Origin of the sequence: Perlabentimonas gracilis (assembly GCF_011174675.1) — a bacterium.
GTDB classification, from domain to species: domain Bacteria; phylum Bacteroidota; class Bacteroidia; order Bacteroidales; family Tenuifilaceae; genus Perlabentimonas; species Perlabentimonas gracilis.
Map to the genome: position 1 here is coordinate 1 of NZ_JAANIG010000093.1, position 2,604 is coordinate 2,604.

2 protein-coding genes and 1 pseudogene are annotated in these 2,604 nt (G+C 37.9%); all 3 read right to left on the reverse strand.

What is annotated here, in order from left to right; all coding sequences use genetic code 11:
- Positions 1–800 precede the first annotated feature (800 nt).
- Positions 801–1,250 carry a hypothetical protein gene (locus G8O23_RS17190; RefSeq protein WP_166367147.1) on the reverse strand — a complete coding sequence of 150 codons (450 nt, stop codon included), beginning with the start codon at positions 1,248–1,250 and terminating at the stop codon, positions 801–803.
- 94 nt (positions 1,251–1,344) lie between these two features.
- Positions 1,345–1,521, reverse strand: a complete 177-nt coding sequence (locus G8O23_RS17195; RefSeq protein ID WP_166367145.1) for a DUF7149 domain-containing protein — start codon at positions 1,519–1,521, stop codon at positions 1,345–1,347.
- A 361-nt stretch (positions 1,522–1,882) separates the two neighbouring features.
- Positions 1,883–2,497 (reverse strand): annotated as a pseudogene (locus tag G8O23_RS17200) (YARHG domain-containing protein); the annotation flags it as partial.
- Between the last annotated feature and the right edge of the window lie 107 nt (positions 2,498–2,604).

Sequence of the window (2,604 nt, forward strand, 5' to 3'; positions counted from 1 at the left end):
ATATCCCCCGATACGACGCTACCCAGCAGCAAGCCCCTTGCCTATCAGCCAGCCCAAATGCTGGTGAGGTGCGGTGGGGTAAAGGGAAATATTTCATCGGGTCAAGCAATTCATTTCAACTTTTCAGCGCCTAGCCACAACAATTTTCTGTCAAGGGCTGCTTACGTGCTATTTATCGAGGGCGGGCTTCATCACAATTGTTTTTCATTTTCAGCCCCGAGCTGCATTTTCAGCCCGATAGTGCTAAGTTCCTTTTCCGCCTTTCAGCGTGGGGTTTCCACCCTAAATATTCAAAGCAGCCCTATGCAAGCAAAATGGGCTAGGCGTTATCCGCCATTCTGGTCGAGGGTGGTGAAATATTTTCTAGCCCCTCGAAGGCCTGTTCTTTCCAACCGCTTACCCAAACGCAACGCTTTCAGCCTACCCGCTCATTTCGATATTATCAAGCCATCTACGCCCCGAAACAGGCTGCCGATGGGCTAAATCTTGGTTTTCGTCCACCATGGTTGCCAACGGCTGGGGGTGTAACCAGTTTGGAGGAGCGGGGCAGGGGATTTATCCCCCGTTAAGAAGATTGCTGCGTGCGAAACCGACCGCATAACCGTTTCAACCCAAATTGGTTACACCCCTTGTTATGGGCTGGCTATTAATTTTTTGTCGTGTCTTTAGATTCGACATATAAATTTGCTACATTTTTTACGGTTTTACAAGTGCGTTGGGACAGTCACACTCTTTGACAAGCTTTGGATGCAGCGTGGCTCGTGTGGCTTGGCAATGTGTGTGACTGTGAAGCAAAGGCATTAAAAATCCAACCAATTAAGATAACTATATTTTTCTTTCATTTTATCCCAAAATCCATTACTCCAATCCATTACAACTACAGGCTGCCAATCTTTAGGAAAATTTTTGAATACAGCATCAACCATTTTACTCCCACATCCTTTAATTGGAGAATTAATGTCAAAAAAATCGATGCTTTTCAACGACTTGTGATAAATTAATTGTACTCCAATCGCCGTTTCGTGGTTCATATGTGTAATTGGTACTTTTGGACGTTTAGGGTAATTTTCACTCGATGCAGCAAGTGTTTCATCACAAATTCTAACATATTTTATAAAGTCAAGGTCTGCTAGGTTAACAGCCATCTTTACAATAACATCAGGGAGCTCTTTTACACGTGAAATCACCCAAATTTGCTTCCCTGATTCATTAAAGGGTAAAAATATTTTTTCAAATTCCTTTCGTTTCATTGGTTGGTTTCAATTATTTTAATCTCTTCATCTGTCAATTCGTAAAGTCTGTAAACCAATTTGTCTATTTGGGATTCAAGAACTGTTGTTTCAATTAATTGATTCTGTTTTTTTGTCTCAATTTATGAAATTCTTCCGATTCCTTGTCATTAATTCTGTCAAGCAATTGAATTAAATTCTTCTTAAATATTTCTATTTCAGGACGATCAGGCTTTAACTTCAGAAACGCTTTATTAGGTGCCTTTCTAGGCTTCAACTGCTTTAAATTCATTTAATTACTCTTTTTGTTTCAGTCGGTTATATTACAAATTCTATCCGTACTATCAATGCGGGGGGCAAAACGAAGGCTGTTTTTGTTGCGAAGCAATCGCCTGTGCGGTTGGGCAACAAAAAGTGCCTGAGTGTGCGTGGGCAATTTTTCGTTATCTTTTCTTCTGTCTAAGTAGCAAATTTAGGTCTTCCACGATTTTTTCTTCATAGCTTGCCCATAACGGCTGGGGGTGTGGCAAGTGTGGGAGAGCGTGTTACGTTTTCGTCCCCCGACGAAAACGCCCGAGCGGGCGAAACCGCTCCGAAGTTCCAATGTCAACCCACATTGGCTACACCCCTTGTTATGGGCAGATGTTTTTAAATTATCTTCTTGAAAATCTACCTTGATCATCAATCAATAAATGTATCGTCTTTTTATATGGTGTAACCACTTTAAACACATATTCATTCAACTCATTTTCTGTAAATTTTTCAAAGTGTTCAAATTCAACGGAATAAGAATCTATATAATTTAATAAAGAATCACAAGTTATTATTTCCCCTCCATAATGGCAATACTGGTCAGGACAATTAATTTGACCAAATAGTCCTAGAAGTAAATTTTGATTTGTTAATGTATCTATTATTCTAATTTGGATAAACTCGTGATTAAACCAATTCTTATGATGATACTTTAACCCTTCAGCTAAATATCCAATATTCCTTCTAAATAATATATTAGGAACGCTTACACTTGTTTCATAGCCATAATTAAAACTATTTTTTTCTTTAAACCATATTCTTAAACTGTCTTGAAAATCTAAAGGTTTTAATGATTTATTTTTTTCTTCATAGTAAATAATAGAATCAATAATCATTTTTTCTTGAACAGATAGAGGTATACTATCTGGATTCAGATGTATAGGATTGTACCAAGATTTTTGATTAAAATAATCAGACAAATCTTTAGAATTGAACGTATATCCTTTTCTGGCAAAAAATTCATTTCTATATTAGCCCCAATTAAAACCGAGCAGAAAAATTGCTAAATTTCTGACGGTATGAAAAAGAACAGTTACTGGACATCAAAGCGAAAAGCTGAAGT

Excerpts from the sequence above, each read along its gene's own strand:
- G8O23_RS17190 (WP_166367147.1), bottom strand. The coding sequence starts at position 1,250 with ATGAAACGAAAGGAATTTGAAAAAATATTTTTACCCTTTAATGAATCA.
- G8O23_RS17195 (WP_166367145.1), bottom strand. The coding sequence starts at position 1,521 with ATGAATTTAAAGCAGTTGAAGCCTAGAAAGGCACCTAATAAAGCGTTT.